Here is a 23,992-nt window from a genome sequence, read left to right on the forward strand (position 1 = left end):
CGGCTCCCGTCCCGGAGGGGTGTTCCACACCGACCGCGGCGCCCAACTCTCCTCCCGGGTGGACGAACCACCGGGGGCCAGCTCGCAGTGGTGTGCTCGACGAGCGGCCTCGGGTCCGGCGCCGACAACGCCGTGCCCGAGGTCGCCTCAGGCCTCACCTCGCCTGAGGTGGCGGGCGAGTCCGGGCAGGACAAGGCTGCGCCATCCCCCGTTCATGCCGTCGAACGCGCGGCGCTGCACCGGGTCGCCGAGGTCGAAGCCGTGGTGTTCCAGCAGGAGTCTGGTGCCGCTGCCTTCGGGGACGAGCTTCCACGTGACCACGGTGTCCAGTGGGCCGTTGCGCCAGGTGTAGCGAAGGAGTCGCTCGGGCTCGATGGCGACGACGGTGCAGTGCGTCGTGCCCCAGCGTGCGGTGTCCAGCGTGAAGTCATGACCGATCTTGGGTCGGAAGTCGTTGGCCATGAACCACTGGGCAAGTTCCGTGGGGTTGATCAGTGCCTCCCAGACCCGCGCGGCAGGGTGGGGGAGGAACTCATCGACCTCGATCGTGTGCCGTCCGCCCGTGACGGTCATGGGTTCCTGTCGAGGTGGTCGCGTAGGTCCCGGAGGCTGTCGCGCCAGAACACCTCGTAGGGACTCAACCATTCGGCCACCGGACGGAGCCGCTGGGCATCGACGTGGTAGATCCGTTCCCGTCCATGCCGTTCCTCGCGGACAAGGCCGGCGTCCTTGAGGACCTTGAGGTGTTCGGAAACGCTGGGGCGGCGCATGTCGAAGCGTACCGCCAGAGCGTTGACCGACTGCGGCTCATCGAGCAGCAGGTCGAGCAGTCGACGCCGGTGCCGGTTTGCCACGGCGGTGAACACGTCATCGACAGTGGGCATGACACCACTCTATCGGTAGGTGATAGCCTACCAATAATGCGTAGGATTATTCCTACGTATCACCGGAGAAGAGAAGGTGTCCGATGCTCACCCATGTCCAGATCATTCAGGTTCCGGTCTCCGACCAGGACCGCGCCAAGGACTTCTACGTTGACATGCTCGGCCTGTCGGTGGTCGCCGACATGCAGATGGGCCCGCATGGCCGCTGGCTCCAGGTGGCACCAGCGGGTGCGGCGACGTCGTTGGCAATCGTCCCCGGCCACACTGTGGCGCCGCCCGGCAGCGCCACAGTGGTCTTCGAGAGCGACGACATCGAGGCCGATGCCCAGGCACTGCGCGCCCGCGGTGTGGACCTGCCCGAACAGGTCGAACAGATGCCCTGGGCCACGACGGTTCGCTTCACCGACCCCGACGGAAACGACCTCGCGCTGCAGACACCCACTGCCGCACCGGGCTGAACCCCGTGGGAGTCCGACACACCGCGGCCCGGCAGGAAGGAAACCGATGACCCAGCTCGACGTTGTCCGCGCTGCGGGCCTGACCGTCCGCTACGGGGGCCACACCGCACTCGATGGTCTGGACGTGACCGTCCGGGAAGGCCGGATCAGCGCCCTGCTGGGCCGCAACGGCGCAGGCAAGACCACGTTCATCCGCACGATCGCCACCTTGCAGGCCTACTCGGGCGGCACGCTCACCGTGGCCGGTCACGAGGTGCGGGCTCGACCGCAGGCGGTCCGTGCCCTGATCGGGCTGGCCGGACAGCACGCGGCCGTGGTGCCCGAACTGACCGGCTGGGAGAACCTGTGCCTGGTCGGTCGACTGTATGGACTCACCCGCGGGGAAGCCAAGGCAGGCGGCACACCGCGTGGTCGAGGAGTTCCACCTGGGCGCCTTCGTTCATCAGCGCGCATCGACCTACTCGGGAGGGCAGCGCCGCCGACTCGATCTTGCCGCCACGTTCGTCGTCCGCCCAGCCCTGTTGCTACTCGACGAGCCAACGACCGGCCTGGACCCACAGAGTAGGCGGGCACTGTGGGAGACCATCGGAGACCTGCCGCGGGCAGGCACCTCGGTCCTGCTGACGACCCAGTACCTCGACGAGGCGCAGGCCCTCGCGGACCACATCGCGATCATCGACCACGGACGCACCGTCCGCGTCGGAACGCCAACCGAGCTGCGACGCTCCACGGCGACCACCACACTCACGGTGGCGACCACCCACGAGATCGCATACCCCACCGCTGAGCTCATCGCGGGTCGACTCGGTGCCACGATCACCCACCACCGCGATCACCAGCTCGTTCTGACCGGTCAGTTCGACCTCGACACCGCCCATCGAACCGTCACCGACAACGGCCTGTCCTCAGCTGAGATCACCGAATTCACCCTGGCTCCGCCCAGTCTCGACGACGTGTTCCATACCATGACCCAGAAGGACGTCCCTACATGAGCGCCGCGGTTCCACGACCAGCAGCAATCCGGGTTGCCGGAATCGGCGCCACCAGTGCGGCCATCGCCACGAAGACGCTACGAGCGTTCCTGCGCGATGCGCAGGTGCTCGTGCCGACGCTACTCCAAGGGGTGCTGTTCTTCCTCGTCTTTCGGTTCGTCTTCGCCGGGGCGATCGACTCTGGACCACTGGCCTACGTCGACTACATGACCCCGGGCATCGTCACCACCGCGATCCTGTTCGCCTCGACCCAGGCGGCCGTGACCGTCGCGTATGAGAACACTGGTGGCTTCACCGACCGCGTCCTGTCCCTACCGGTGCACCGGGTGGGGATCACGCTCGGTCGGATCGGTGCCCACGCCACGACCGTCACCGCCGCCGCAACGACGACTCTCCTCGCCGCCGTTCTGACCGGCTTTCGCCCACACGCCCCGACAGGGCAACTCGCGGCGGCAGCCGGCATCCTCATCCTCTACGCGATAGCGTTCGCGGCGCTGTTCGTCGCGCTCGGGTCCGCGGCCTCCACCCCCGCAGCAGCTCAAGGTCTGGCGTTCATCGCGATCCCCCTGACCTTCGTCTCCAGTGCCATCGTGCCCACCACGACCATGCCCAGCTGGCTCGCGGCAGCGGCCGACCACCAGCCCCTCACTCCGATGATCGACACCCTGCGATCGCTCACCCAGTCAGACGTCATCGGAAACGAGCCGTCCACCACAGCTGTCGCGCTCGGCTGGGCACTGGGAGTCACCCTCGGGTCAGTCATCGCAGCAACCGCTCTCGCAGCGCGCGGAGCGCAACCGGCGAGAATCAGGTAGGTGGGGCCGAGCCCATGCCCCCTGTCCCCCGAGGCCGCATCACTCGCCAGTGCGCGCGTGCATGGTGCATTCACCGAACTCGACCGCGGGCCTCCGCGGGAGAGCGCGACGCGGATGCCCCGGCCCGCTGTGACGCGCGCCCGATCCGTTCGGATGGGGCCGGCGGCGCCGATCCGGCGCGAGGGCACCTGCACGTGTGGTGCCCCGACGACCTGGCAGGTGCCGTCCCCTCCGGAGTCGGAGGTCCCGAGACACCGGGACTTGTGTTCCGCCGATGAGGTACCGCCGACTCTGCCGAGGGGCGCCGGCGTCATGGTCAGCTGGATCCATCGAAGATCCCCCCTCGGAAGGAACACGCAGATGTCAGCACAGTCCCCCCAGCCCTCGCCCCCCGTACGTCACCGCGCCGTCGAGACCGCTACAGCTGAACCCGCCTCTCCCGCTGCGCGTGGTGTCCTCGCCGTGCTGCGGCTGTCCCTCGGCTGGTACTTCCTGTGGGCGTTCGTGGACAAGATGTTCGGGCTGGGATACTCCACTCCCCCGGAAGGCGCCTGGATCAATGGCGGCAGCCCTACCCACGGGTTTCTCACTGGGGCCACATCCGGGCCACTGGCCGGAATGTATCAGTCCTTCGCCGGGGCCGCCTGGGCCGACTGGTTGTTCATGGTCGGACTGCTGGGCATCGGTGCCGCCTTCCTGCTGGGCATCGGCATGCGTATCGGTGCGGCCTCCGGGGCGCTGATGCTGGTGCTGATGTGGAGCGCGGTCCTGCCCCCCGACACCAATCCCTTCATGGACGACCACCTCATCATGGCCCTGGCGATGGTGGCCCTGGCGATGGTCCACGCGGGCCACACGGTCGGCCTGGGCCGCTGGTGGGACTCCCTGCCTCTGGTACGCCGTTTCCCAGCCCTGCGCTGATCGAAGACTCCCGGGGCGGACGCGCCACCCGCGTCCCGCCCCGGGATTCGGCATCGCCTGCCCGGCCCGAGCGGCCGCGCTACCCGTGCCCGGCGCACCCCCGGGGAGGTGGGTTGGCGCCCGCCTGTCGAGGTCATGGTTCCGGGCCCGCAAGGCCCACCTCCCCGCGCGGCGTGGACCAGCCAGCCCCATCGGCACTGCCCGGTGAACCGACCGACAGGTCCGAAGGTCCACCTGGACAGGGCCGGCATGGTCAGTCCCGCCCCAGTTCGGTACAGACACACACCCGGTTGCCGTCGGGGTCGGCCAGCACGACGAAGGCAGGGGCATGGCCGTCGTCGACAACGCGTCCACCCACGGCGAGCGCTGCGGCAACCCTCCGGTCGGCGACCTCCGGCGGGACCGTGATGTCGAGGTGGAAACGCTGGCGCTCGGGGACGGTCGCGTCGGTTGCCTGAAACCACAACGGCGGGAGCTCTCCCGCCGGGTCGGCGAGACCGCCGCCCGTCTCAGCACAGCCAAGAACGGCGCCCCAGAACGGCAGCACGGTCTCGGACACGGGCGTGTCCAGTGCGATTTCCAGCACCTGCACCCGCTCCGGGTGCGGGGTCAGCCCCTGTTCGGCTGCGAGCGCGCTGATCCGCTCGGCTAGCTCGACATCCCGTTCGGTGACCCCGCCGACGTCCGGGCCGCGCACCACAACCTGAACATGCCCGGCACGCAGATCGACGTCAGGGTGCTGGCCGGCGGCTTCAGAGAGCCGTCCCACTGCCGCAACGAACTCGGCTCCCGCTCCGAACGAATCCGTCTCGAACCGGGCACGCAGCGCCCCCAGTAGCCACCGCCAGTCCGGCAGATCGAGCTGCCGCACCCCGAGACGAACGCTCTGTTGCACCATGCGTCGACCATACGTGCAGCCCCTACCAGCCAGCGGCGCCGTCCCGGGGTGGGGGTGCGTTCGCGGGCACGTCCGGGATGCCGAGGGCCGGCCACCCCCGGTGCCGGTCGATCACCGCCGGATTCCCCGCAACTCCCGGAGACCGACACCCGGTGTACCGCGGGGCCATCCACCGGGCAGGCCCGGGTGCGAGACCTCCACGGTCTCCCGCGTACCCCACCGGGCGATCCTGTGACAGGTGAGCATCGCGTCGAGGTACCCGGGGCGCAGGACCGGAAGCCTCCATAGCCCGGCCACGGGAGCGGCCAGGTAGTGGCGGAGTACGGACAGGACTGACTGGGATATCGGCGTCGTCGTCGGCGAGCACCAGCATCTGCGCGAACCGCTCGCCTCGGTTCTCGGTCCGGACCCAGGTGGCGTCGACCCCGCACTCGGCGGCCCGAACGCGGAACTCGGCGCGGACGTCGCCGTAGTCCACCGGCAGCCCGGTGGCGGCGTCGCTCGAGCCGTCGGCCACGACCCGCACTCGGTTCACCGGCCTCGACTGCAGGAGCACCGACCTGAGGCATTCCCGCAGGACCTTCGGGTCTTCGTTGTACACGGGGATGTGGACGGTCACGGTCAAGACGGTGCGCGGGATCGGCCTCACCCACGCGGGGATCAAGCGTGTCCCGGAATCCGGGGAGGCGGTCGTCGGGCACACCGACGCGCTGGCTGCCGCGGAGGCCCCGCGCCGCGACGGCCGCGCGCGCAGTGCTCAGGGAGTGACGATGTCGAAGTCACGGTCGACGTGGTCCAGCAGTCCCATGAGTGTCGCGAACGCCTGGGGATCGCCGTCGGTCCGAAGCCCGTCGAGGGTCTGCGACGAAATCAGCCTCAGCAGTTCCGGCTTGGTGAGCGTCACCGTGAGATCGGCGGGAGTGCCGTCGTGGTTGCGGGTCTGGGTCAACACACCGTTGGCCAGGCTGAGCCCGATCTCGGTGTCGAGGTCGGTGAACCGCCAGTCGATGGTCAGGCGGGTATCCCAGGCGCGCGGACCGTCGATCCGGATGGCGATCGAGTCGAAGACCTGTTCCAGGCTCAGCGCGCTGAGCACGTCCGGGCTGGCGCTGTCCAGAGTGTTCTTCGGCTTGTTGCCGCGCAGCTCGGCCGCGCCCTGGAGGTAGAAGTTCCGCCAGGTCCCGTTCTCACTGCCGTGGCCGAGGCGGTCGTAGACCTCGGCGAGGAGTTCGCGGGCGGCGGTGTTGCCCGGATCGGCGAACACGACGTAGTTGAGGACCTGTGCGGCCCACCGCCACTCACCGGCCTCGACGGCGCCCCTGGCTCTGGGGAGAATGCTCTGGACCCCACCCATGTACTCGACGTGCTTCCTGGCCGACTCCTCGGGGGGCAGCTCCCACAGATGGGCCGGGTTACCGTCGAACCACCCCATATAGCGCTGGTAGATGGCCTTGACGTTGTGCGAGACCGAGCCGTAGTAGCCGTGGGTGTGCCAGGCCCGCTGCAGAGCGGGGGGCATCTGCATCCGTTCGGCGATCTCCGTACCGGTGTGGCCCTGGTTGAGCATTCGCAGTGTCTGGTCGTGCAGATAGGCGTACAGGTCCCGCTGCTGGCAGAGGAACTCGGTGAGCTCACGGGTGCCCCAGGTCGGCCAGTGGTGCGAGGCCAACAGCACCTCGGAACGGGTGGAGAACCGCTCGATCGCCTCGGTGAGGTAGCGGGCCCAGACGCGCGGGTCCCGCACGGGCGCTCCGCGCAGCGTCAACACGTTGTGCAGGTTGTGGGTGGCGTTCTCAGCCATGCAGAGCGCACGAAGATCAGGGAGGTAGAAGTTCATCTCGGACGGCGCCTCGGTGCCGGGAGTGAGCTGGAACTCGATGCGCACCCCGTCGATCTCCTCGCGCTGTCCCGACTCGGAGACCGACCGGGTCGGTTCGATCAGGGAGATCGTGCCGGTGGAGGTGGTCTGGCCGAGCCCGGTGCCGATGTGGCCGGCCGGGCTCTTGGGCAGTTCCGCGCCGTACATGTAGATGGCCCGCCGATTCATCGCCGTGCCGGCGTACACGTTCTCCGACACGGCGTGCTCCAGGAAGCCCGCCGGGGCGAGGATGGGGACATCCTCGCCGTCACCGACCACGCCGCGGGCACCGCCGAAGTGGTCGGCATGGGAATGGGTGTAGATCACCGCGGTTACCGGGCGCGACCCCCGGTACTCGCGGTAGAGCGCCAGGGCAGCGGCGGCGGTCTCGACCGACAGCAGGGGGTCGATCACGAGGACGCCCCGCGTGCCCTCGACGAAGGTGATGTTGGACAGGTCGAACCCGCGTACTTGGTAGACACCCTCGGTCACCTGGTACAGGCCGTGCCTGGCGGTGAGTCGGGACTGGCGCCACAGGCTCGGGTTCGCGGTCTCCGGGCACTCCTCCCCAAGGAAACCGTAGGCATCCAGCTCCCAGACCGCACGCCCCGCCCCGTCCGTGATCGTCGTATACGCGACCGACCCCAGGTAACCCCTGTCGGCGTTGTCGAAATCGGTGCGTTCCTGGAGCATCACTTCGGCGTCCACAGTCCCCCCTTGCATAGCCGTCGTGCTGCTCATTCCCCCGACCCCCTCGCCGAAGGCCAAGGTGGGGCAAAGGCCCCCCCAACAGCGGCGTGTCCCAGCCCAGACGCGCGGATCAGTGACCTGGTCCGGTGGTCCGGACCGCGTGGAAGACGCACCGCAGAGGGCGACTACGCTCTGGATGACGCTTCGTAGCGGGCGGCGAGCGCGGCGGACCGGTCGTGTAGGGCGGTGCGCAGCGAAGGCGGAGTCAGAGCTTCCGCGTCCGTGGCGAGTTGCCACAGCGCCCATTCGGCATGGCGCAGATCCTGGAAGGTCACCTCCAGGCACAGCCAGGCGTCGGCCTCGGGCTGCTCGGCGCGGACGGCCAGCGCGGTACTCGCCAGTTCCTCCCGCCGCGCCGGGTGCACCCGAACCAGCGCGGTGATCTGGTCGCTGCCGGACAGGAACTGCGCGCGTCGTTCCTGCCAGAGCCGGTCCAGGTCGACCTCGTCCGGCCGCTGCGCCGGTTCGGGGAGTTCCTCGGCGGCCAGCACCCGCGAGAGCCGGTAGGTGCGGTCTGCGCCGGATCGCGTGGCCAGTAGGTAGGCCCGGTTGCGGACGGTGACCAGACCGATCGGGTCCACGGTGCGCCACTGGGGCGCCTGGCCCGGGGTCGCGTAGTGGATGCGCAGCTTATGCCCGCCGAGCACCGCGCCCCGGATCTCGCGCATCGCGGTGCCGGGTACCTCGTCGGTGACCACCCGGCGGGACAGCAGGTCGGTGTCCGGGTCCACGAGGAATCGCTGGGCCGCGTCACTCGCGGTGCTCCAATGGCCCTCGGGCAGCGCGTCCACCACCTTGCGCATGGCCGACGCCAGCGCCGAGCCGAGGCCGAGTACCTGTTCGCCGCGCCCCGATCGGGCGGTCAGCAGGGCAACGGCCTCCTCGTGGTCCAGCCCGGTGAGTTCGGTGCGGAACCCGGGCAGCAACGCGAAACCGCCGTGCCGGCCGCGTTCGGCATAGACCGGCACCCCGGCCCCGGACAGTGCCTCGATGTCGCGCAGCACGGTGCGGGGGGACACCTCCAGCTCGCGGGCCAGCGTTGCCGCGGTCAGCCGGCCGCGCTGGCGCAGTAGCAGCACGAGGGAAACCAGGCGGTCGGCACGCATGCGGAAACTCTATCCAGATACACGACACAGGATGTCGTGATTTGTCGAGAGGCTTCTCGTGCGACGCCAGAGCCGGCACCCACCGCGCCGATGGACGTCCGAACTCTCGATGAATCGAATGGAGCTGATGTGGTGATGGAGCGAACGGCGGTCAACCCGTGGACGTGGTCCGTGGCGGCCGGGTACAACCAGGGGGAGATCGTCTCCGGGCACACCCGGACGCTGTACTGCTCCGGGCAGACCGCGATGAGCAGCGAGGGCAAACCCCAGCATGCCGGGGACATGGCGGCGCAGCTGGCGCTGAGCCTCGACAACCTGGAGGCCGTGCTTGGCCAGGCCGGCATGTCGCTGGCGAACGTCATTCGGCTCACCGTCTACACGACCGACGTCGATCGGCTGTTCGAGCACTACGGCGTGCTGGCGTCACGGTTGGGCGCCGCCAGGGTGGCGCCAACCACTTCGATGCTCGGGGTGACCCGACTGGCGTTCCCGGAGCTGATGGTCGAGCTTGAAGGGACCGCCGTGGCGTAACGGCACCGCGACGGTGCCGCGAGACCGTCAGGTGAACCACGGGCGACAGGCCGGTTGGTAGGTGGGTGATCTCGGTGCTCAGGATGGTGACGATCGGCGTCTACGGTTTCGACGGACCGGCCTTCCTGGACCGGCTGCGGGCGGCGGACGTCCGCCTGGTGCTCGACGTCCGCCAGCGCCGGGGTGTCCGGGGATCCGAGTACGCCTGGGCGAACTCACGTCGACTGCAGGCGGCCCTCGCCGGGGCCGGGATCGCCTACGCACACCATCCCGAGGTCGCACCAACCACCGAGCTACGCCAGCTCCAGTACGCCGAGGATGCCCGTCGTGGCGTCGGCAAGCGCTCGCGGCGCGAGCTGGCCGTGGCGTACGCCCGTCGCTATACGACCGAGATCCTCGGCAGCGCCGATCTCACGCCGATCGTGTCGGCGCTGCCGAGCAACGGGGCCGCAGCGTTGCTCTGTGTCGAGCGCGATCCCGCCGCCTGCCACCGATCGTTGCTCGCGCAGCGGCTCACCGAACGGTACGGGGTGACGATCGAGCACCTGCACCCGCTGTAACACAGGTATCCCGCGGCGGCGGGGGGGCGTCCGGTAGATGTCCCACGGCCCGGTTGTCGCCCCTGCACAGAAAGCACACCTACCCTCCGGTACCCGCCCGAGCTGGCAGGGCTGATCATCGCAGCGACCTGCTGCCTGTGCAGGCCGGGACTCCCGCGTCAGGGGCGGTGCGGCGTCACTCCTGCGGACGCACTCCGGACAGGGTGACCGTGACGAGTTTCCGACACCGCAACCCATGAGTGCGGCCTCGGTCGATTGCTTCGACGGAGAAGCTGCTGCCCTGTATCCCGGCAGTGGTAGGTGACCAGGGTTTCGTCATCATGGCCATGGCGCAGGATGCTTACGGTCCAGCGAGGCCCGGGCCCGGCCGCGCTTCTGGGGGAGTGGGGAGAGTGCCGTCAGCGACCACGTGGAGTCATTCCAGTACGCCTGCGATCGTATCGCCGCTTCGTTATCTACCTCCGAAGCGCCCTCGACTATGGCAGCCCGTCCCGCCACATCTGCCTGCTCACCCACGTTCCCCCGCTCCCGGCTGAACTCCCCCGTTCGAACCGTCCTGGGCTGCCTCACCAACCGGTCTGGCGTCCAAGGGGCGGTCAGGTATGGATGAGCCGCACCCACTCGTCGACGTCGTTTCGCCCCATCAGGGATCGCGGGCTGCCGCGCTCGAATCCGAAGGCGCCCATCAACTCGGGCATCCGGGGCAGCAGCTCGGTGTGTGCCTGGTCGATGTCTCGAGTGAGTTGTTCCGCCCGTTCGGCCGAGAGTTCTGCGTGGGCTGCGAACCAGCCCGCCCGGGCCCGGACCTGTTCCGCCGCGTAGAGCACGCCCAGGGTGTGCAGCAGTCTTCGGGCCGCGTCGGGTGCCCGCTCTGCCTCCTCATGCAGACTCTGTGCGGCCATCCGCGTAGCCGCGGCATCCGCCAAGTCCAGCGCGTGCGTGTTGGCCCAGCCAGCATGAGCGGACTCCTCAGCCAGTATCCGCTCGCGTAGGCGGAGCAGCCCATGCCACTGGCTCGTGCCCTGCTGATCGGCACCCACTGCCCAGCCGGACTCCCCTTCGACTCGCGCCGCGAGGCTCCTACCGGCGCTGATCTGCAGTACCTGGTTCTCCCCTTCCGCTGTGATGACGGCCTGGGTGATACCGAGGTAGTCCGGAATGCGGTTGGCGCGAAACATGCCCTGTGCCCCGCAGCGCTCCCGGCACTCCTGGAGAACGTCCCGCGCTGTCCAGGACAGTAACGGCTTAGCGAGGCTGCAGAGTAGCTCGGTCTTCGCATCCTCCTCTGGGCCGGTAAGCCGACCTTCTTCCTGGGCGGGGAGCCGGGCCCGCACCGCGTTGCCGAACGCGCTCGCCGCGTAGACCCGCGAGAGGCAGGAGAGCAACCCCAGCGCCACGTTGTCCCGCTCGATCATCGGAACATCTCCTGCGGTCCGGCGCTGGAGCGCATAGTCATAGGTCAGCCATAGCCCGGCCCGCGCCGCAGCGAGCGTACCGGCGGCGAGCATCACCCGCCCCGTCCGCAACTGTTGCACTGTCTGGCGGAACCGGTCCTTCAGATCGGGAATCGAGCAGGCGAAACGGCCCGCTGCGTCGAACCATGCCGTACCACCGGTCAGCCACGCATGCTCCGGTACTGGAACTTGGTTGAATCGGATCAGTGCGTTGTCCATCGGAGCGAACCCCTTGTCGGGCATCTCAAGAATGTGTACCCCGGGCGCGGTCCCGTCCTCGGTACGCAGGGGAACCACGAACGGGAACACTCCCTCGTCCTCCCCGTCCACGATCAACCTGGCGGCTACCACAGTCAGTAATGGCAGGTCCTTGCCCGCCACGTTCGGCATGAACTTGGTAGCGATCTCCTCAGGTGTATGAAGAAGGAAATGGCGACGCTCGGATTTCCATATTGCCTGTGTACGCAGTGCGGCAACATTACTTCCGTACCCCAGTTCGGTTATCAAGAACACTCCGAGTGAACTTGCATCGTCTAGCTGATTCAGCCAGGACCGTTCTGGTGCATTGTCTCGACCGAGTCGAAGAATCGTTCCCATGCTGAGGCTGAAATGCCCACTCAGTATCGGAAACAGGTCCGGAGCGGCAACCGCACACCATTCGAAGAGTGCTCCCATGCGTCGGCTGTCAGAAGCGATTTCCCTGGCCGACCCGAGCCGCATCGTAAGCTCACGCAGCTGCCCGTAGGACAAGTCGGCCCGCTCTGCGAAAGTCTGGCCCGAGGCTGGAATATTATCCAGCTCCATGACAATCGCGCGCATCCCCATATGCACTTCTTCATATTTCCCTCCGTAAATGAAATCACGTAGAGCAGTGGTCCGCGCGTTACATGGCGATGAATCATGGGCAGCTGTCATTATTTCTCCTTAGAACCATGCAAATACTTCAAGAAGCATGGGAGACCATGGCCGCAATCCGCGAAACAAACTATCACCACCACGGAAACGACCCTTGAACCAAGCAAAGAGAACGAGTGACATTCTGCTAGAGACACGGCAGTCAATCCTCTCACCATTTCGACCAAATTCGAAGCCCAACGATGCAATAATCTTCAAACTGGCTGCGTCGATCCGCAATCCTGACAAGAGATATCCGAAGCGCTTTATTCACTCCAGGCCAGAATAAGGATATTGGCTTACATTCACCCAAGAAGAAATCTGTAGCTTTCGAGAGTGGATCACTCTATCGTTCAACGGAGAGTTTGTGAATCTGGTCTACACATCGAGGGGCTTCACTCTCCTTTGGTGTTCTACCCCATTCCAGTCAAAGAAAACATCGAAATCATTAACCTCCTGGATAGTCTTTTGTAACCTTGTCCAACACGAAGCCTGCGACCTTACCCTCCAGGTCGGTCCGCGAGAAAACTCCTCGGACTCACCTTGAGGTTCGCAAGGTGCCCGTGGATGGCGGCGAACCACGGTTTCCTCGGAAAGAGTCCGATGCGGGAGTTCTCCATAGCACGCACAAGAAAGCAACTACTGTTACCGATCCTCCAACTTCTCCTGCACGCGCATAACGGATTGAATCTACCCTACTACGCCTGCGAAACGCAGAAAGTAGAGGCAACAGTCCATCCTGACAAATTCTCGGACTCGCCTTCCGGGTGCACATTAAATTCATTGAAACCAGGAAGAATTTCAAGGGAATTCTCGATAAAACTAACGGGTAATATGAAATCGGAGTTGATTACCCAAGAATTCGCTGTAAGGCCGTTTCCACCGCACACATGAAACAAACAATGTGAGCATATCCAGGCTGCCAGTGCTCCGGAACGCCCGTCACGTCGAAGTTTCCATTCGACCCGTAATCGGGAGCCTGCTTCTCGTCGGAATTCTCCATGACAACGGGTGCTCTCTCGGAGGCGATCTACACTCTCTCCTCGGCAGCCCATCCAAAATAGCGGTCCGTTGCCTCCAGATGCCAATCCAGGCACCCTCGCATCCACGACCGCATCGCATCCACGCTACAAAGTTGACCCGCAGTGAGATGTCCCCGGAGCTCGCTCTCCTTACGAGCGAAAATTTGTGCCTCGGCGACGGAATCGTCGGCAGACCGCTGGACAGCCTCTCGCTCGGTCAGGCCGTGGGCCTGATAGACCGTAGGTAGGTTCCAGAACCCACCTGGGTGTTCCCGTTCCATATGGTATGAAACCACGTCATTTGACCATCCGACCTGATTTGAGCAGTGTACTCGCAGCTCTTCGAGCCCGGTATGCGGCCACGCTTCCCTGTCGACGTGGGCGCCGTGGGACGCTTCGATCAACACCAGACATGGGTAAGTACACACAGAGTAGCGACGGAGTGCTTTGTAGGAGTTGATAGTGGGAGTCTGCTGACGCATGGCATTCTGAAACACCATCGAGCAGAACCAGGTGCGCATCTCCTGTCGCCAGCGAGCCATCTGCGCTGGTGAAAGTGCCGCCTCCAGCTCATTGAGAACCTCTGCCAGAGCTGCCTCCACCCCATGCCCGGCAGCACCGGTTCCCTTGCCGGTGTCGAGGATCTCAAGCACCGAGGCGATTGCGGCTGTGCGTAGTGGAGCGTCTGGCTCGACGTCATCGACACACAGGTCGTCGAACCAGAAACCCCACACCAGAAAATGGGCGTAGGCATCAAGCAGACTGCGGGGACAGTCCGAGGACACAGTACGGGCCACTATGCGCCCGGCCCTGGTATTGCGAATCCGTCTCAGGGTATCGGGCTGCACTCGGTCCGCTGCCCACGATGTGGCGTCCCGCTCGATCCGATCGATGTCTGGATGACATTTCGCAGGAATATTCACAGTCATGTCTGGCAAGGTCAGCTTCGCGGACACATCAGTCACCCCATCAGTTGGCCATCCGACGATTATCACTCTACATCATAAACGAAGAAGATCGCTAGATTATTAGATGGACTAAATACGCATCAATGAGGAACGCAGATCACTAACAACACTTCAACACGGATTATCCAGGAGAACGATAGCCAAGGCTAGGATGCCCACTCTCATCCTAATTAAACCCAGCTTGGACCTTGAGAGATTAGTGGATTCAGCACGACGCCTTCGACGGTATTGCTCTGAAACTTTTCGGACTTCCGTATCAATTCTGAAAAGTCACCCGAAATAAGTTTCTCCGAAATAGAAAATTCGCGAGGCGAGTGGCGATGATGCCCTGCGGTCGGGCAGCACCGGTACAGGGCTGGCCAAGGTCCAAATCCGCCGGGGTTCCGCATCAGTGACGCGAGGGCGTCACTCCTGCGGGCGCACTCCGGCCAGAGTGACCGTGACGAGCCGATCCACCGCAGCCGTCGAGGGCAGGCTTCCCGCCGCGGTCAGGGCGTGCAGGCAGTAGTTCGCGAGCTCCGCAAGCGGAACGTCATCACGCAGGTGACCGGCCTGGGCAACCTCGGCCAGCAGGCCGTGGATCAGGTCCACGAGCTGCTGTTGCGCCTGGGAAACGCGCTCATCCCGATGCAGGAGCGCCGAGAGCTCGGCGCCGCGGCTCCGCTGCTGGTGGGAGATTCGCGCGAAGGCCGCCAGCACGGCCCGAAGCCGTGCGTCGGCATCGTCGGGCTGATCCCGGAGCTCCGCGAGGTGTGCAAGGTGGCGGGTGATTTCGCGCTCGTGGCAGGCGAAGACGATCGCTTCGATGTCGGGGAAGTACTTGTACAGCGTCGCGCGGCCGATGCCGGCCCGCGCGGCGACCTGCGACATCGTCACGGACGCCAGCCCGTGCTCGTGCACCAGTGTCCAGGTGCTGTCCAGGATCGCCTCGCGCACCGTGCGGCGGTGGTCCTCGATCGTCTCGTTCCACAGCTTCGGCACGCTGCCAGCATACGAGGTGACGTTATACGACATACTGTATTGACAATGACACTTTGTCTATGAAAATCTCGGTACACGTTGGAGGAGGTGCTATGGCTGACCGACCCACCGCAGCAACGCCACGTTGGGTACGCGTATCGGGAGTCATCCTTGGTGTCCTGATCCTGCTGGCGGTTCTCGTGCTGGTCAGCAGTGGCGGCTTGGGACAGCACGGGCCAGCGCGCCACACCTCGCAGGGCGCCCTGCACGCGTGGACCGAACCGGCATCCCCCGACCACGGCGGGCTTCTCCCGGATGGCCGCACATGATCATGCCGCGCCGCCTGCGCAGAGCTGTACTGACCGCGCACATCCTCTCCTCAGTCGGCTGGGCTGGCGCGGTCGCCACCGTTCTGACGCTGGCTGTCATCGGTCTGGCCGGCTCGGATGCGCAGGTGGCACGCGCCGCCTACATCGCGATGGCGCCGATCACCCGGTACATCCTCGTGCCGCTGGCCGTCGCTGCGCTGCTGACCGGGATCGTGCAGGCGCTCGGTACCCCGTGGGGCCTGTTCCGGCACTACTGGATCGTGGCCAAACTCGGGCTGACCGTCCTGGCGACCGGCGTCCTACTGATGTACACGCCGACGGTTGACCACCTGGCGGGCCTGGCGGCCACGACGGGGGCCGGTGCCGAGATACGCGCGCTGGCCGGATCAGCGGTACTGCACACCGCCGGCGGCCTACTGGTGCTCCTGCTGAACACACTCCTGGCGGTGTACAAGCCCAGAGGGCGGCTCCCCCGTGGGGGCCGCACCGCCGCGGTGCCGTAGGTCCCCGCACCCTCCTGCCCAGTCCTGCCCAGAACGGAGACCACCCCGCTGCGCGCACGACCGCGGTAGCCCAGAGACGGAAGGGCACAGTGCAAGAACTCAGTTTTCCCACCGACGACGGCTACAGGCTGTTCGCCACCGTCCTGGGCCAAGGGCCACCGCTCGTACTGCTGCACGCCGGAGGCCCCGACCGATGGAGCATGCTGCCGCTGGCGCGGCTACTGCGGGACCGTGCCACCGTGATCCTGCCCGACATCCGCGGATACGGGCAGTCGACCTGCGCCGATCCCGCTCTGCACACGTGGCGGCGCTACACTGACGACCTGATTGCGCTCCTCGACCACCTCGACATGAGGCAGGCGGTGGTGGGCGGGGCGGGACTCGGTTCGACGGTCTCGCTGCGCGCCGCGCTGCAGGAGCCCGACCGAATCTCCGGGGTGGTCCTGATCGGGGTCGAGGACATCGAGGAGGACGACGCGGCCAAGGCCGCGGAGATCGCCTTCCTCGACGCGTTCGCGGCACGCGCCGCCGCACAGGGACTGCACGCGGCGTGGGAACCGATCCTGGCGACGTTTCCCGAGGTTGTCGGCGCTATGGTGCGCGATGCCATCCCGCGCAGCAGCGTGGACAGCATCGTCGCCGCCGCGGCGATCGGCCACGACCGCTCGTTCGCCGACGTTGCGGAGCTGCGACACGTGGCTGCCCCGACCCTGGTGATTCCCGGAAACTACCCTCGGCACCCGCGGGCGCTCGCCGAGCGATGCGCCAGGGTCATCCCCGGCAGCGTCCTCGCTCCCGTCGAGATCTCCGCCGCGCTGCGCACGGCCGAAGGTCTGGCGGATACCGTCGCGCCCTCGATCCGCGCCTTCCTCGCCAGGTTGCCCCACCCCGCGGGTGACGGCAACGGGGCGTACTGAGTCCCGGGAAACCGGATCGCTGAGGCACGGACGGCGCTGGCGAACGTGGTGTGGCTCGGCGGCCACACGAGCGACGACGGTAACGGCGTCGAGGCCGATACAGGAGAGCCGACCCCGGCACCTCGCCACCCGAGTACGGCGGGAGACCATCAGTGTGTCGGCGGTACTGTGCTTCCGCTGCGCACCCCAGGCGCGCCGCCAGCATGTGGCAGTGCCCCAGGAACCGACACCGGCCGGGCCGTGCCCATGGCTGGGGCTGCGGTCTAGTGACCCGATCCGCGCACTACGGCGACGGTAACGGGCGCATGGCGGATAAGCGCGTTGCTGACCGAGCCCAGAAGCAACCCCGGAAACCATCCGTGCCCATGCGATCCGACGACCAGGAGCGATGCGTGCGGCGCCAGGTCGAGGAGTGCCCGCACTGGGGGGCCTTGAACCAGTCGTTGCTCCAGCGGCACTGTCGGGTAGCGGTCCTGCCATCGGGCAACCGCGCCGGCGAGCGCGTCCGCAGCGAGATCGCGCTGGGCCTCGGGGGCATCCGGCAGCACCGGCCAGCCAGAAACCGTGGGTTCCCAGGCCAACACCGCGGCTACGCCGATGCCCCGATACACAGTTTCCTCGCAGGCGAAGGCCACCGCCGCCTCAGAAGCGCGAGAGCCATCCACACCGACGATGATGTCGCCACTGCCGGGCCCATCTCCAGGGTCATGCGCGACAACGACCGGGCACGGCGCGTGGGCCGCCACATGGCCAGCCACGGAACGAAGGGGCGTGTGCTTCTGTTCTGGAGTCGGGGACGCGCCCACAACCACCAGCGACGCTTCCCGCGCGGCGTTCGACAGCACCGAGGCCACCGCCCCGAACTCGTGATGGCTTTCGGTAACCATCGCGGGCTCCCTCGCGTTCACATATGCCCTGGCCTGCTCAAGAAGTTCCGCAACCCGTGCGTCTGCGTACTCCTTCGCCTCGTCGGTGAGTCGGTGATTGCGGCCGAACCAGGAGGGGAGCGCTTGGGCGTGTACCAGCTGCAGTGACGTCTGCCTGCGTACCGCCTCATTGGTCGCCCATGCCACGGTGGTCTCGTCGGTCTCCGAGCCCTCCACCCCGACCACGATTGGCCGGTGTGGCACCGCCGATCCTGCTGTCATCACTGGCCTCCTGGTTCCTCACCTACGCGGGAGGCGCTGCTCGGCAGGGGCCAACCGGCCGCGAAAGCCAACCTGTGGTGCGCGGACCACGCTCGTGCGTGCGACGGATCCCGCCTCGCCTGTCGTCGGCGGCACTGGCCCAGGGCCGCAGCCGGGCGAGCTTGTCACGACGTACTGGCGGGGTACCGTCCGCAGGCACGGGCAACGGCACGCTGTCCAGCTCGCGGAGGCCAGTTTCACCGTCCGCTGCGCCTCGGGTTAGGTCTGCCCCGCGCCCTGGCGGGCTAACCACCAGCGCGCTGCACCGCCCGGTACCCGACACCGGACACCTGAGCGCCGATCGCCAATCAGGTTGGGCGTTGGGTACTGGCTTCCTGTACGGGCAGGCCGTGAGGTCGGCGAACGACCAGGGTGCGCCTCGGTCCGCGGTCACGTCTCCTCGGCCAGGGAGTGAAAGGCTTCCTCCTCCTGGACGAAGTGGAGTTTCAGGATTGCGTGCAGTTCCAGCAACACCTGGGACAGCTCTTGCCGGCTCGCGATGTCCGCAGCGTCGCTGCGGAGGTGCGTGGTGAGGTCGCGGATCCGCCGGAGCAGGCTGGTGATCTCGGCGTGCGCGCGGCTCATGGTACCGGTGGGATCGGCGCCACCGAGCGCCTTGGCCACCTCCGGGTAGAGCAGGCGTTCGTCGTCGTGCTCATGCGCGGTGAGGGTGCGCGCGAAGTCCTCGATCTCGTCGAGGAGTTCCGGGGGCAGCGGCGCCGAGGTTCCAGCGACAGCGGTGGCGATCCGCGGTAGCCGGCGGATTCCGGGCCAGAGGTGCTGGTGCTCATGATCCAGGCGCCGCACCAGCTCTGCGACGTCGCCCCGTAGCCGGGGCGCCCCGCCACCCAGTCCGGGGCCCAGGGCACGCAGCGCGTTGAGAATCACCGCGACATCTATGCCTTCCTGCAGCAGCGCCCCGGCTGTCGGCGGAAGCATGCCGGCGGCAGCGACCAGCATCGCGGCCAGAGACATGCCCATGCCGGCCAGGACGCTCTGGGTGGCGATGGTGCGCGACCGGCGGGCGATGGCCAGTGTCTCGGCCAGTCGCTCCAGGCGATCCACAGTGATCACGATGTCGGCCGCCTCTGAGGACGCCGTCGCCCCGCGGGCGCCCAGCGCGACGCCAACTCCGGCGCTCGCCAGGGCAGGTGCGTCGTTGATCCCGTCGCCCACCATGACGGTGGCTGCCCGATCACTCTCGCGGCGCACGACCGCGACTTTGTCGTCCGGGGACTGCTCGGCGTGAACCTCGTCGGCCCCGACGACGTCCGCGATCGCATCCGCTACCACTTGGCGGTCGCCGGTGATCATGACTGTGCGGGTAATACCGGCCCGGCGCAGCAGCCGGAACGTGCGGGGGGCCTCGGGCCGCAGCGGATCGTCGAGCAGCAGGACTCCAGCGACGTGGCCATCGACTCCGACGAAGACGGTCAACGAACCGGTGGCTACCGCCCGGCGTCGCACCTCGTCTACCCACGCGGGCGGGGTGCCGGAACTTACCCAGGTGGCCTTGCCCACTGCGACGGCGCGCCCGTCCACGTTCCCGCGCATCCCCTGGCCAGGTGTCTCGGTCACACTCGTGGGCAGCGCCAGCCGCAGGCCGGCCCGCTCGGCCGCGCGCACGATCGGCGTGGCCAGCACGTGCGCCGAGACCTGGTCGAGCGATGCGGCAAGCCTGAGTACTTCCTCCTCAGTGCCGGGTTCCCGTCCGGTCACGACCCGGTTGAGCCGCGGGCGGCCCGCGGTGACCGTTCCGGTCTTGTCGAAGAGGAGGACCCGTGCGCGGGCAAGCCGCTCCAGGGCGCCTCCGCCCTTGATGATCACCCCGCGGCGCGCGCTGCGGGACAGGCCGCTGGTGAAGGCGATCGGGGCAGCCAGGATCAGGGGGCACGGCGTCGCCACGACCAGCACCGCCACCGCACGGACCGGATCATTGGCGACCAGCCACGCCGCCCCGGCCAGCAGGAGCGTCAGCGGCAGGAAGAGCGCGGCGTAGCGGTCCGCCATGCGTACGAGCGGGGCGCTGTGCGCATGGGCCTCCCGTGCCAGACGCACGATTCCGGCATAGGTGCTCGTCTCGGCATCCGTGGTCGCCCGCATGGGGAAGGGCTCCCCCGCGTTGACGACGCCGCTGGGCACGCTGTCGCCTGCACCGTGCTCCACCGGCAGCGGCTCACCGGTGACGGCGGACTCGTCGAGCAAGGCTGCGACCGCGTTGCTGCTACGGCTACGGGCATCGCCGTGCTGCCCAGCGCCAACCCGGGAACCGGCAGATGGCCAGGCAGCACCGTCATCGTCCGTTCGCCGGTCCCTCGGAGCATACTGCTGGCTGTCCTCGATCCGGCCGTCGACCGGCACCACCTCGCCCGACCGCACCAGGAGCAGATCTCCGGGACGTATCTCGGAGGCATCCACGGTAACGATCTTCCCGTGCTCCAGACGGTGCGCGACCTTGGGCACCCGGGACAGCAGCGCGCTGAGATCGCGCCGCGCCCGACCCTCGGCGCGCTGCTCCAGGAGTCGTCCACCCGTGAGCATCACCGCGACGATGGCGCCCGCCAGGTACTCCTGGACAGCAGCGGTACCCAGCAGAGCCAACACCGCGATCGCGTCAGTCCCCAGGCGCCGCTGCCGCAACCCGTCGACCACCCACCACAGGGCGGGGACGCTCGCCAGAGCCGTGGTGATCAACCACGCCAGGGCGGTGGCCCTCGGCGCATCAGCGAGCCACGCACCCCCTCCCACGCCAAGACCCGCCAGACACAGCCAGAAGAGCAGTCGCGTCGTCATTGCAGCTCACCAGGTGTCTCGCGGGTGACCTCGCCGAATCGGACGGCCGGGTGGAGCGGCTGTATGAGGCGATGTCCCGCCTCGTTGGGCAGACCGGAACGAGCGCGTCTCGGCGCGCGCTCGGCATCTGTGGTGCCTGCCCTGTCGGGCTCCGCGATGCAGACCATCGTCCCCCGTTCCTGAGCGTGAACTCCCATCTCACCTGGATCTTCACCAGCTCGCGAGAGCCCACCGTCCCGACCCTGCGGGCCGTTGGCCCCTGCCGATGTGGCGCGGGAGCCGCAAGCATGGAGGAGCCGTACCTGCATATGTGCCCGCTCCGGAGGAGAGGGATCCGTGACACTGCCTCACACACACGCCGACCGGTCGTGGCACGCCACCGAGACGGCCGAGGCGATCGACGTGCTCGACTCGGGGCTCCAGGGACTGAGCACTCCCGAGAGTGCGCGCCGAATCCGGCAGTACGGCCCCAACGTCCTGGAGGATCTGCGGCCGCCTTCGGCCGCGCTGGTCTTCGCGCGCCAGTTCCGCAGCCCGCTCATCGCGATCCTGCTGGCGGCAGCCACGGTGACCCTGGTGTTCCGGGAGTGGATCGACGCTGGCGTGATCGCCTTCGTGTTGCTGCTGAACGCGTCGATCGGCTTCGTCCAGGAGCGCAAGGCCGACGCGGCGGTGCGTGCCCTGATGGAGATGGCGGTGCCGCGGGCTCGTGTCCTACGCGATGGCAGGGAGGTGGAGGTCGACGGTCGGGATCTGGTACCCGGTGACCTGGTACTGCTGGAGTCGGGGGCCCGGATTCCTGCGGACATGCGGCTGATCCGCGCACAGGCGCTGCTGGTCGACGAGTCGATGCTGACGGGCGAGTCCGAACCTGTGGTCAAGCACACCCGGGCACTGGCGTCGAACCTTCCCCTCGGAGACCGGGGCTCGGTCGCGCATGCCGGCTCGATGGTGACCAGCGGGCGAGGTGCGGGTCTGGTGTTCGCTACGGGCCCTCACACGGTGCTGGGCGGCATCGCCGAGCTGCTCCGTTCGGAGCCCCAGGCGGCGACCCCACTCCAGCAGCGGATGACCCGCCTCTCCCGGCTGATCATGTTCGCGGTGCTGTCCTCCTGCGCTCTGGTGTTCGTGCTCGGGCTCGCCACCGGCGGCCAGGTTCGGGAGCTACTGATGGCCGCGGTAGCGCTGGCAGTGGCCGCGGTGCCCGAGGGCCTTCCGATCGTCCTGACGATCGCCCTCGCGCTCGGGGTTACCCGGATGGCGCGACGCAACGCGATCGTGCGCCGGTTGCCGGCGGTGGAGACGCTGGGCAGCGCTACCGTCATCGGCTCGGACAAGACCGGCACCCTGACCGAGAATCGCATGACTGTCCGCCGAATCTGGGCCGCGGGGCAGGTTCGGTTGCCCGTCAGTGTCTCCGCGCGAAGTGGGTTCGGCGCTGGGGTTTCCTCTCCCCTGGCGCAAGATGCCGCCACACTGACCCTCCTCACCGGCGTGCTCACCAATGAGGCGGTGATGCAGACCACAACGGACGGAGTCGAGGCGCAGGGCGATCCCACCGAGATCGCCCTGCTGCTCGCCGCGGCCGAGGCAGGCCTAGCCCCCGAACCACAGCGGGATGCCTACGCCTGCATCGCCGACCTGCCGTTCGAGCCGAGCAGACGGTTCTCCGCGGCCATACGTGCGTGGAACGGGACCGAGGTGCTGTTCGCCAAGGGAGCACCGGAACGTGTGGTGGACATGTGCGACTCCGTCCTCGCAGATGGCGCGGAGGCGCCGCTCGACGTGGCCGAGGCGAACGCCGCGGCGCGCTCGATGGCCGCCGATGGGCTACGGGTTCTCGCACTGGCGGTCAGCCGTGGCCGCCGGAGCGGGGACCCGCCCTTGGATCTTGAGGAGCCGTGCGGTCTGGTCCTGGTGGGGCTGGTCGGCCTGATGGACCCACCTCGCAAGGGTGTCCGCGAGGCCGTCGCGGCCTGCCACAGCGCCGGGGTCCGGGTCGTCATGATCACCGGGGACCACGCGCTCACTGCCGGATCCATCGCCACCGAACTGGGGATCACCAGTAACTCACGGCGGACTGTCACCGGGAGTGACCTGGAAGGAATGGACGAGGACGAGCTGAGATCGGCCGTCTCTGGCACGGACGTGTTCGCGCGCGTTTCCCCCGAGGACAAACTGCGCATCGTCCGTGCCCTCCAGGCGCACGGCGAGGTCGTGGCGGTGACCGGTGACGGGGTCAACGACGCCCCCGCGCTCAAGTCCGCCTCGATCGGGGTCGCGATGGGGGAGGGCGGCACCGACGTGGCCCGCGAGGCCGCCGAGATCGTGCTCACCGACGACAACTTCGTCAGTATCGTCGGTGCCATCGAACAGGGCCGGATCACGTTCGACAACGTGCGCCGGGCGACCTTCTTTCTCGTCTCCACGTCCATGGCCACGATCGTCGCGCTGATCGTGACGGTGGCGGCCGGGTGGCCACTGCTCATGGTGCCCGCACAACTGCTGTGGCTCAATCTCGTCACCAGCGGACTCCAGGATGTCGCCCTGGCGTTCGAACGTGGGGACCGCAACGTGCTGCGCAAGTCCCCGCGCAGCGCACGGGAGGGGATCATGTCGCCCCTGCTGTGGCAGCGCGCTGCCGGAACTTCCATTGTCCGCGCTGGCGGCACACTCGCCCTGTTCTACTGGGTCCTGGAAGACACCGGTTCCATCGCCACCGCCCAGACAGTCGCGCTGACCACAATGGTGCTGTTCTCCGCCTTCCAAGCTGGGAACGCCCGATCCGAATACCGTTCCGTGTTCACCGTCTCCCTGCGCGACAACCCGTTTCTGGTCTGGGCCACCATTGGCACCCTGGCACTGCACATGGGCGCCCTGTACTTCCCACCCACCCAGCTGGTGCTGCGCGTCGAGCCGCTGCCACTGCACTACTGGCCGATCATGATCGCGGTGGCGGCTGCCGTCCTCGTTGTCGTCGAGGCGGAAAAGGCCGTCCGGCGCCGGGTTACACACGACGCGGATTCGCCGCCGGATGGCCCATCGGGTCCGGGTTCGGGCCGAGGAGCCTAGGGAGTGCTTCTTGAACGCTCTCGGGCCAGCGAGCTGCTCGCCGGAGCGTGGCCTCGCACGCCGATTCGCGCCGGGCGCCCTGGTTTGGTCGTGCGCGCGGGATGCGCCCCACCGGCTCAG

Annotated in this window: 21 protein-coding genes and 1 pseudogene; 11 read left to right on the plus strand and 11 right to left on the minus strand. The window is 67.4% G+C overall.

The window, feature by feature from the left end:
• Positions 1 to 147 precede the first annotated feature (147 nt).
• Together RIF23_RS18785 and RIF23_RS18790 are read right to left on the minus strand one after the other, a co-directional pair.
• Positions 148 to 573, minus strand: a complete 426-nt coding sequence (locus tag RIF23_RS18785; RefSeq protein WP_310913909.1) for an SRPBCC family protein — start codon at positions 571 to 573, stop codon at positions 148 to 150.
• A complete protein-coding gene (locus RIF23_RS18790) occupies positions 570 to 884 on the minus strand; it encodes an ArsR/SmtB family transcription factor (RefSeq protein ID WP_310913910.1) in 315 nt (104 codons plus the stop codon). The genes RIF23_RS18785 and RIF23_RS18790 overlap by 4 nt, the downstream gene beginning before the upstream one ends.
• Positions 885 to 967: 83 nt before the next feature.
• Between RIF23_RS18790 and RIF23_RS18795 the strand changes: the two genes are divergently transcribed.
• From RIF23_RS18795 to RIF23_RS18810, 5 genes and pseudogenes are all read left to right on the plus strand, one after another.
• Positions 968 to 1,342, plus strand: coding sequence for a glyoxalase superfamily protein (locus RIF23_RS18795; RefSeq protein WP_310913911.1), 375 nt, complete (start codon positions 968 to 970; stop codon positions 1,340 to 1,342).
• A 46-nt stretch (positions 1,343 to 1,388) separates the two neighbouring features.
• Positions 1,389 to 1,667 (plus strand): annotated as a pseudogene (locus tag RIF23_RS20880) (ATP-binding cassette domain-containing protein); the annotation flags it as partial.
• 82 nt (positions 1,668 to 1,749) lie between these two features.
• Positions 1,750 to 2,334, plus strand: a complete 585-nt coding sequence (locus RIF23_RS18800; RefSeq protein ID WP_310913912.1) for an ATP-binding cassette domain-containing protein — start codon at positions 1,750 to 1,752, stop codon at positions 2,332 to 2,334.
• The gene (locus RIF23_RS18805) at positions 2,331 to 3,149 is read left to right on the plus strand and encodes an ABC transporter permease (protein WP_310913913.1); all 819 of its coding nucleotides are present in this window, start codon (positions 2,331 to 2,333) and stop codon (positions 3,147 to 3,149) included. Before RIF23_RS18800 ends, RIF23_RS18805 begins: the two co-directional genes overlap by 4 nt.
• A gap of 360 nt (positions 3,150 to 3,509) precedes the next feature.
• Positions 3,510 to 4,070: a DoxX family membrane protein gene (locus RIF23_RS18810; RefSeq protein WP_310913915.1), complete on the plus strand. Its 561-nt coding sequence runs from the start codon at positions 3,510 to 3,512 to the stop codon at positions 4,068 to 4,070.
• 253 nt (positions 4,071 to 4,323) lie between these two features.
• Here the strand turns inward: RIF23_RS18810 and RIF23_RS18815 are convergent, their stop codons facing one another.
• The 4 genes from RIF23_RS18815 to RIF23_RS18830 all read right to left on the minus strand — a co-directional run bounded on the left by RIF23_RS18815 (position 4,324) and on the right by RIF23_RS18830 (position 8,682).
• Positions 4,324 to 4,968, minus strand: coding sequence for a VOC family protein (locus RIF23_RS18815; protein WP_310913916.1), 645 nt, complete (start codon positions 4,966 to 4,968; stop codon positions 4,324 to 4,326).
• A 22-nt stretch (positions 4,969 to 4,990) separates the two neighbouring features.
• Positions 4,991 to 5,671, minus strand: coding sequence for a glycosyltransferase (locus RIF23_RS18820; RefSeq protein ID WP_310913917.1), 681 nt, complete (start codon positions 5,669 to 5,671; stop codon positions 4,991 to 4,993).
• A gap of 54 nt (positions 5,672 to 5,725) precedes the next feature.
• Positions 5,726 to 7,567 carry an alkyl/aryl-sulfatase gene (locus RIF23_RS18825; protein WP_310913919.1) on the minus strand — a complete coding sequence of 614 codons (1,842 nt, stop codon included), beginning with the start codon at positions 7,565 to 7,567 and terminating at the stop codon, positions 5,726 to 5,728.
• Between the two features lie 134 nt (positions 7,568 to 7,701).
• On the minus strand, positions 7,702 to 8,682 hold the full coding sequence (locus RIF23_RS18830; protein ID WP_310913921.1) for a helix-turn-helix transcriptional regulator: 981 nt from the start codon (positions 8,680 to 8,682) through the stop codon (positions 7,702 to 7,704).
• Between the two features lie 135 nt (positions 8,683 to 8,817).
• Between RIF23_RS18830 and RIF23_RS18835 the strand changes: the two genes are divergently transcribed.
• The gene (locus tag RIF23_RS18835) at positions 8,818 to 9,213 is read left to right on the plus strand and encodes a RidA family protein (RefSeq protein WP_310914008.1); all 396 of its coding nucleotides are present in this window, start codon (positions 8,818 to 8,820) and stop codon (positions 9,211 to 9,213) included.
• 83 nt (positions 9,214 to 9,296) lie between these two features.
• Positions 9,297 to 9,773 carry a DUF488 domain-containing protein gene (locus tag RIF23_RS18840; protein ID WP_310914009.1) on the plus strand — a complete coding sequence of 159 codons (477 nt, stop codon included), beginning with the start codon at positions 9,297 to 9,299 and terminating at the stop codon, positions 9,771 to 9,773.
• 596 nt (positions 9,774 to 10,369) lie between these two features.
• On the opposite strand, the gene RIF23_RS18845 is transcribed toward RIF23_RS18840, so the two are convergent.
• The 3 genes from RIF23_RS18845 to RIF23_RS18855 form a co-directional block, all read right to left on the minus strand.
• Positions 10,370 to 11,734 carry an acyl-CoA dehydrogenase family protein gene (locus RIF23_RS18845; protein WP_310913922.1) on the minus strand — a complete coding sequence of 455 codons (1,365 nt, stop codon included), beginning with the start codon at positions 11,732 to 11,734 and terminating at the stop codon, positions 10,370 to 10,372.
• Positions 11,735 to 13,151: 1,417 nt separating this feature from the next.
• Positions 13,152 to 14,099: a terpene synthase family protein gene (locus tag RIF23_RS18850; RefSeq protein WP_310913923.1), complete on the minus strand. Its 948-nt coding sequence runs from the start codon at positions 14,097 to 14,099 to the stop codon at positions 13,152 to 13,154.
• A 417-nt stretch (positions 14,100 to 14,516) separates the two neighbouring features.
• A complete protein-coding gene (locus RIF23_RS18855; protein WP_310913924.1) occupies positions 14,517 to 15,092 on the minus strand; it encodes a TetR/AcrR family transcriptional regulator in 576 nt (191 codons plus the stop codon).
• 92 nt (positions 15,093 to 15,184) lie between these two features.
• On the opposite strand from RIF23_RS18855, the gene RIF23_RS18860 reads away from it, so the two are divergent.
• From RIF23_RS18860 to RIF23_RS18870, 3 genes are all read left to right on the plus strand, one after another.
• A complete protein-coding gene (locus RIF23_RS18860; RefSeq protein ID WP_310913925.1) occupies positions 15,185 to 15,400 on the plus strand; it encodes a hypothetical protein in 216 nt (71 codons plus the stop codon).
• Positions 15,397 to 15,903: a hypothetical protein gene (locus RIF23_RS18865; protein WP_310913926.1), complete on the plus strand. Its 507-nt coding sequence runs from the start codon at positions 15,397 to 15,399 to the stop codon at positions 15,901 to 15,903. Before RIF23_RS18860 ends, RIF23_RS18865 begins: the two co-directional genes overlap by 4 nt.
• A gap of 89 nt (positions 15,904 to 15,992) precedes the next feature.
• Positions 15,993 to 16,820 (plus strand): alpha/beta fold hydrolase, encoded by an 828-nt coding sequence (locus RIF23_RS18870; protein WP_310913927.1) that lies wholly within the window; start codon positions 15,993 to 15,995, stop codon positions 16,818 to 16,820.
• A 263-nt stretch (positions 16,821 to 17,083) separates the two neighbouring features.
• Here the strand turns inward: RIF23_RS18870 and RIF23_RS18875 are convergent, their stop codons facing one another.
• Positions 17,084 to 17,968: a universal stress protein gene (locus RIF23_RS18875; protein ID WP_310913928.1), complete on the minus strand. Its 885-nt coding sequence runs from the start codon at positions 17,966 to 17,968 to the stop codon at positions 17,084 to 17,086.
• Between the two features lie 429 nt (positions 17,969 to 18,397).
• Complete coding sequence (locus RIF23_RS18880; RefSeq protein ID WP_310913929.1) at positions 18,398 to 20,800, minus strand: heavy metal translocating P-type ATPase; 2,403 nt, start codon at positions 20,798 to 20,800, stop codon at positions 18,398 to 18,400.
• Between the two features lie 336 nt (positions 20,801 to 21,136).
• Between RIF23_RS18880 and RIF23_RS18885 the strand changes: the two genes are divergently transcribed.
• On the plus strand, positions 21,137 to 23,872 hold the full coding sequence (locus RIF23_RS18885) for a cation-translocating P-type ATPase (RefSeq protein WP_310913931.1): 2,736 nt from the start codon (positions 21,137 to 21,139) through the stop codon (positions 23,870 to 23,872).
• Positions 23,873 to 23,992: the final 120 nt, after the last annotated feature.

The organism is Lipingzhangella rawalii (genome assembly GCF_031628175.1).
GTDB lineage: Bacteria > Actinomycetota > Actinomycetes > Streptosporangiales > Streptosporangiaceae > Lipingzhangella_A > Lipingzhangella_A rawalii.